The organism is Mycobacterium sp. (assembly GCF_040509115.1).
Classification (GTDB): Bacteria; Actinomycetota; Actinomycetes; order Mycobacteriales; family Mycobacteriaceae; genus Mycobacterium.
Genome location: NZ_JBEVLO010000167.1, coordinates 1 through 6,459, shown reverse-complemented (window position 1 = coordinate 6,459; position 6,459 = coordinate 1). Strand labels below are relative to the sequence as shown.

Genomic DNA, 6,459 nt, shown 5'->3' with positions numbered 1-6,459 from the left:
TGCTTTGCCCACGAACCATTCCTATTCCGACGGGGTGATGATCACCGTCGGACTTGCGGTTGGGGTCTCCGGGCTAGCCGGTGCGGTCGTCTCGGTCGACGTCTCGGCCGTGGTCATCTCAGGTGCGGTGATGGGTCCCGGTGGTGCGGGCTCGGGCTCGGCCTGGCTGGTGGAACTGAACAACACCGCCAGCACCGCCGCCCCGGCTGCTGCCGTTCCGGTCATCGCCATGAGAAACCTCGTGCGCGTCGAATTCACCGATGATCACTCCTTCTTCTCGGATTCTCTCGTCGTGTCGCAGCCAATTGGTCGACTGCCACGCGCTCCATCGCTACCGGACCGCGCCGCGCACCGAAACCCCTCCCTCGTCGCCGTTTCCGATGGAATCGAGCTCTACCTGGGAGTTCGCTGAACAAAAAAAGTTGGCGAGATGCACTAACGGTGTGTCGAAACACGAACTGCGGCAGTAGTGCTGGTCACCGTGCCGAAAGGCGCTGCAAATGTTCGAGTTCGCCGTGACCTAGAACTCGATTCGCGAACCCATGACCACGGTCCGCTCGCGCGGCAAGTGGAATGACTCAGCGGCATCGGCAGTCAGGTACGAGGTCGCGATGAAGAGTTGCTTGCGCCACGCCGCCATGGTGGGATCGGGTCCCGGCGCCAACTCGAGTTTCGACAGGAAGTACGACGCGTCACCGACGTCAATCGGACCCTCGGTCTGTTCGGGATCGAGCAGTCTCAACGCCTCGGGCACGTCGGACGCTTCCATGTAGCCGAATTTGACTGCCACGTGGATGATTCCGTCATCGGCATACCCGAGGGCGTCGACCTTCATGCGCTCGGCGTCGGGGACGCGGGGCATCGGGACGGTCTCTATCGACATGATCAACACGTGCTCGTGGCGGGAGTGATTGTGTTCGACGTTGGCGCGCATCGCCAATGGCGCCGTCTTCATGCCCCGATTCAGGAACACGGCGGTGCCAGGGACGATCGCCAAGGGCGGATCACACGTCGAGAGGTCCTCGATGAAATCCTGAAGCGGGCCCTCGGCTTCGTCGCGGGCCTTGGTGACGATGCTGCGACCGCGCTCCCACGTCGTCATCACGGTGAAGGCCGCGACGGCGATCAGCAGCGGTAGCCACGCACCGTGCACCAACTTGGTCAGGTTCGCGGCCAGGAAGAGCAGATCGACGAGGAGCAGACTGCCGCCACCGACGATGACCAGCCACAGCGGGGTATGCCATCGAGTCCGTGCCAGGTAGAAGAACAACAGCGTGACGATGGTGATGGTGCCGATCACCGCCATGCCGTACGCGTAGGCCAGGGCCGCAGAACTCTCGAACGCGAACACCAAGATCAGCACCGCGACCATCAGCAGGCCGTTGATGGCAGGCACGTAGACCTGACCGTACGCCTTGGCCGACGTGTGCACGATCCGGAGTCTGGGCAGCAGGCCGAGTTTGGCGGCCTGCGCGGCCACCGAGAACGCACCGGTGATCACCGCCTGCGAGGCGATGATGGTGGCTGCAGTCGCCAACAATACCAACGGAATTCGGGCCCAACTCGGTGTCAGCAGGAAGAACGGCGCACTGACCTTGCTCTCGTCGCCGAGAATCAGAGCACCCTGACCGAGATAGTTGAGTATGCACGCGGGAAGGACGAGGAACAGCCACGCCAACGTGATCGGGCGTCGACCGAAGTGACCGAGGTCGGCGTACAGGGCCTCGGCGCCAGTGACGGCGAGGACGACGGCGGCCAGCGCAAAGAACGCGATGTGAAAGTGCCCGAAGACGAATCCCAACGCGTAGGTGGGGGACAGCGCCCTCAGGATCTGCGGATGCTCGGCGATTCCCATGATGCCGAAGGCACCGATCGAGACGAACCAGAGGATCATCACCGGCCCGAAGAAACGACCCACGGTCGCCGTGCCACGGCGCTGCACGGCGAACAGCGCCACGATGATCACCGCGGTGATCGGCACCACCCAGCGCTCGAGGTCGGGGGTCACCACCTTGACGCCCTCGACGGCGGACAGCACCGAAATCGCGGGTGTGATCATGCTGTCGCCGAAGAACAGTGAGGCACCGAAGATCCCGAGCGCAGCGAGCATCATCGCGGTCCGGCGCCCGCGGGTCGCGGAGCCATGCTTGAGCATCGTGATGAGCGCCATGATGCCGCCCTCACCGTCGTTGTCGGCCCGCATCACCAGCGTGATGTAGGTCAACGTGACGATGATCATCACCGACCAGAAGATGAGGGACACCACGCCGTACACGTTTGCGGGGCTGATCGGGACGGGGTGAGGGTCGGCGGGATCGAACAACGTCTGCAGCGTGTAGATCGGGCTGGTGCCGATGTCGCCGAAGACGACCCCGAGCGCCCCGACGACGAGAGCCGAACGGAACGGCGGCGAGGTGCGCGCGTTGGGTGGTGACGCGGATTCCGGTCTGGCGGGCACGGCGGGGTCCTTGGGGAGATCCGGGCAAATGTCGATCGTAGCCCGGCAGCACCGGTATCCGTCGCGCACCGGCTCGGGCGGGTCGCAGCCGTCGTCCCTGGGATGACACGATTCCGGACGACCGCGACATCAGAGTGAAGGAGGCCGGTGTGCTGGCGAAGCTCGTCGACCGCGCCGTTGCCAGACGGTTGAAGCTCACCCCTGCCACCACGGGGTACCGGGTGAACCGCGACGTCGCCGTGCCGATGCGCGACGGCGTGACGTTGCTCGCCGACCACTATGCGCCGTCCGACGCGACGGGCACGCTGCTGATGCGGGGTCCCTACGGCAGAGCAGCGCCAGCGGCCAGAATCATGGCGGGTCTCTACGCCCGCCGTGGGTATCACGTCGTATTGCTCAGCAGCCGTGGCACCTTCGGTTCGGAAGGAGTCTTCGATCCCGGCCGTGACGAGGTTCGCGACGGCGCGGACGTCGTCGCGTGGCTGCGTGGGCAGGACTGGTTCACCGGTACGTTCGCGACGGTCGGCGGCTCGTATCTCGGGTACACCCAGTGGGCGCTGCTGGTCGATCCGCCGCCGGAGTTGGAGACCGCCGTCATCACGATGGGTCCGCACGACTTCGGCCGAGCCGTGTGGGGCACCGGCTCGTTCGCGCTCGGCGACTTCCTCTCCTGGGCCTATCTGGTCGCCTGGCAGCAGCATGGCGGATGGGTGCGTCAACTGGTCCGATCGACGAGAGCACCACGCCGCCTGCGTCCCGTCTTGAGCGGGCTACCACCCACCGAGGTGGCCCGTGCACTGTTGGGATCCGGGTCCCGCTGGTATGAGTCGTGGTTGGCGCATCCCGACCCGGATGACGGGTACTGGCGCCCGCTGCGCCTGTCGGAGGCCTTCGCGCGGGTGCAGCAGCCCGTGCTGCTCACCGGCGGGTGGCAGGACGTGTTCATCGATCAGACCCTCGACCAGTTCCGCGCATTGCGGGGCCACGGCGCCGACGTCTCGCTGCTGATCGGTCCGTGGACGCACGGCGAGGGCGGCGGAGGCATGGCCATCCGGGAGTCGCTGTCCTGGCTTGCCGGCGAGCGCACGTCCTCGGTGCGCATCTTCGTCACCGGAGGGGGTGGGTGGCGGGAGCTGACGGACTGGCCGCCGACGGGAACCGAGACGACGCTCCATCCGGGTCCCGCTGCCTCGCTCACGGACGAGCCGGCACCGTCTGACACACCGCAGGCACGGTTCGTGTTCAACCCGCTAGACCCGACGCCGACGATCGGCGGGAGGCTGCTGACCGCCTCCGCGGCGGGGTTCCGAGATGATTCGGTGCTCGCCCTGCGCGGTGACGTGTTGGACTTCACGGGCCGTGTTCTCGACGCCGACTTGGAGGTGATCGGAAACCCGTACGTGGAGTTGGCGCACGGCACCGACACCGAGTGGGCCGACGTGTCCGTCAGAATTAGCGACGTCGATGCAAATGGCAAGTCCCACAACGTGACCGACGGATACGTGCGTCTGGGCCCCGGGCGCGATCGGCGGTTGCGGATCGACTTCGATCCGATGGCTCACCGGTTCCGCGCGGGCCACCGGATCCGGCTCCTTGTTGCGGGAGGGTCGTTTCCGCGGTTCGCGCGCAACCTGGGTACCGGGGAGTCGTTTGCCTCAGGGCGCAGGCTCGTCACGACGACGCACGTCGTCGGGTACGGGGTCGAGACCCGACTGGTTCTGCCCACCGGACGCGGTTGACGCCCTAGCGAATCTTGACGACGACCTTTCCCAGCGCGGTGCGGTCCTCCAACGATGCGATGGCCGCACTGGCCCGCTCCAGTGGGTACACGTCGGGCTCGGGCGGCATGATCGTGCCGGAGGCCAGCAACGGCTCGAGCTCCGCCCACTGCTCGGCGAGATAACCCGGATGGCTGGCTGCCCACGCACCCCACCCCACGCCGACGGCGTCGATGTTGTTGAGGAGCAGCCGGTTCACCTTCACCGTGGGGATCTCGCCGCCGGTGAAGCCAATGACCAGCAGGCGACCGCCGGGCGCGAGCGACCGAAGGGAGTCGGTGAACCGGTCGCCGCCGACCGGATCCACGACGACGTCGACCCCGCGCCCGCCGGTGATTTCCTTGACCGCGTCTTTGAATCCGTCGGCCTGGACGACGTCAGTGGCGCCGGCCGCGCGGGCGACGCCGCCCTTGTCCTCGGTGCTCACCACGGCGATCGTGCGCGACGCCCCCCATGCCGTGGCCAACCGCAACGTCGACGTGCCGACCCCTCCCGCAGCGCCGTGCACCAGTACCGACTCGCCCGCCACCAGCCTGCCTCGGGTGCGCAGCGCGCAGTGCACCGTCAGGTCGTTGAACAGCAGCCCAGCCCCGGCCTCGAACGAGACGGCGGCGGGCAGCGCGAACACCCGGTCCGCGGGCAGGGCGACGACTTCGGCCATTGCGCCCGACAGCATCGTCAGGGCAGCCACCCGATCGCCTGCCTTGACGTGTGCGCCTGCGGGAGCGCTGCGCACGACGCCGGCGATCTCTGCGCCCGGCACGTAGGGAAGGTCCGGCTTCAGCTGGTAGAGCCCGCGCGTCTGCAGTGCGTCGGGGAATGCCACGCCCGCGGCGTGCACGTCGATGAGGACGTCGTCGTCGCCTGCGGTCGGTTCGTCGATGTCGACGAGCCGCGCGGCGCTGGGGCCGTCGAGCCGGGCTACCTGGATTGCGCGCATTTCGTCCATTTAACAGGGCACGATGATCCGCAGTTGACACGCGTCAACGTCGGCTAGTTAAGATTCTGCAGCCGCGAGCAAAGGTGCCGGTGGCGGATCGGAGTGCACATGAGGGCGAACTCGAGGCATCTGGCGGTGCTGGACGCAATGCCGGAGGGTCGGTTCCTCGACGTCCACTCGCCCGACGGCACGCGGATCCACGCCGAGGTCTTCGGACCCGAAGACGGGTACCCGATCGTGCTGGCGCATGGCATCACCTGCGCGATCCGGGTCTGGGCCAACCAGATCGCCGACCTCGCTGGCGACTACCGGGTCATTGCCTACGACCATCGGGGCCACGGCAAGAGCGGCGTCCCCAAGACGCGCGGCAACTACGGTCTCGACTTCTTGGCCGCCGACCTGGACTCCGTGCTGGACGCGGCGCTGGCGCCGGGGGAGCGGGCCGTGATCGCCGGGCACTCGATGGGCGGCATTGCGATCTCGTCGTGGTCGGAGCGATATCCGCAGCGCGTGCAACGATGCGCCGACGCGGTCGCCTTGATCAACACCACGACCGGCGACCTGCTGCGCAACGTCAAGTTCGTCCCCGTGCCGAGGCCGTTCATGGGCAGTCGCGTCCGCGCCGCGGGCTCGATGCTCAAGACGTTCGGTTCGGCCCCGCTGTTGCCCGGTTCCATTGCGCAGACCCGGCGCTTCGTCAAGACGCTGGCGGTCGGGCGGGACGCCGATCCAGCCATCGCCGAGTTCGTGTTCGAGCTGTTCGCCGCGACGCCGCCTGCCGGGCGGGGCGGCTGGGCCCGTGTCTTGGTCGATTCGCTTGGGCCCAAGCACATCTCGCTCCACAATCTCACGGTGCCCACGCTCGTCATCGGCAGTCGGTACGACCGGCTGCTGCCCATCGCGTCTTCGCACCGGATTGCCGCCGACGCGCCGAACCTGGCGGGCCTGGTGGAGTTGCCCGGTGGGCACTGCGCGATCCTCGAACAGCCCGAAGAGGTCAACCATCAGTTGCGTGCGCTCGCCGAGTCGGTGCGCGCCGAACGCAGGATCAGCTCCTAGCGACGTGCACTAGTTGGTCGTTGGTGGTGGGGGTTGGTAGGGGTCGTACCACCACCAGTCGGCGCGTTCTCCGGTGGGTCCGGGGTAGGGGGCGACCGCGGGTGGGGGTTGGGTTGGTGGTCGGGCGAGTGATCCTTGGCGCAGTGGTGTGCCGGTCTGGTCGAGGATGGTGAGGTGGTGGGCGTCGCCGGTGAGGGTGATGCCGCCGTGGTGGTGTAGGCGGT

The 6,459-nt window shown here is 67.2% G+C and carries 5 protein-coding genes and 1 pseudogene; 3 read left to right on the top strand and 3 right to left on the bottom strand.

From position 1 onward, the window contains the following. A partial coding sequence (locus ABW137_RS12355) for a hypothetical protein (RefSeq protein ID WP_526400260.1) occupies nucleotides 1-412 on the top strand: 412 nt, incomplete at its 5' end. 108 nt (nucleotides 413-520) lie between these two features. On the opposite strand, the gene ABW137_RS12350 is transcribed toward ABW137_RS12355, so the two are convergent. Beyond that, complete coding sequence (locus ABW137_RS12350; protein ID WP_526400259.1) at nucleotides 521-2,458, bottom strand: potassium transporter Kup; 1,938 nt, start codon at nucleotides 2,456-2,458, stop codon at nucleotides 521-523. 149 nt (nucleotides 2,459-2,607) lie between these two features. Between ABW137_RS12350 and ABW137_RS12345 the strand changes: the two genes are divergently transcribed. Next, complete coding sequence (locus ABW137_RS12345) at nucleotides 2,608-4,197, top strand: CocE/NonD family hydrolase (RefSeq protein WP_526400257.1); 1,590 nt, start codon at nucleotides 2,608-2,610, stop codon at nucleotides 4,195-4,197. 4 nt (nucleotides 4,198-4,201) lie between these two features. Here ABW137_RS12345 and ABW137_RS12340 read toward each other — a convergent pair whose 3' ends face one another. Further along, entirely contained in the window at nucleotides 4,202-5,176 is a 975-nt protein-coding gene (locus tag ABW137_RS12340) for an NADPH:quinone oxidoreductase family protein (protein ID WP_526400255.1), read from the bottom strand. A gap of 108 nt (nucleotides 5,177-5,284) precedes the next feature. Between ABW137_RS12340 and ABW137_RS12335 the strand changes: the two genes are divergently transcribed. Next, nucleotides 5,285-6,235, top strand: a complete 951-nt coding sequence (locus ABW137_RS12335; RefSeq protein WP_526400253.1) for an alpha/beta fold hydrolase — start codon at nucleotides 5,285-5,287, stop codon at nucleotides 6,233-6,235. 9 nt (nucleotides 6,236-6,244) lie between these two features. Here the strand turns inward: ABW137_RS12335 and ABW137_RS12330 are convergent. Beyond that, a pseudogene (locus ABW137_RS12330) lies at nucleotides 6,245-6,459 on the bottom strand (HNH endonuclease); the annotation flags it as partial.

Bases quoted from the DNA above. Each gene is read 5' to 3' on its own strand.
- ABW137_RS12340 (WP_526400255.1), bottom strand. From the start codon at position 5,176: ATGCGCGCAATCCAGGTAGCCCGGCTCGACGGCCCCAGCGCCGCGCGG.
- ABW137_RS12335 (WP_526400253.1), top strand. From the start codon at position 5,285: ATGAGGGCGAACTCGAGGCATCTGGCGGTGCTGGACGCAATGCCGGAG.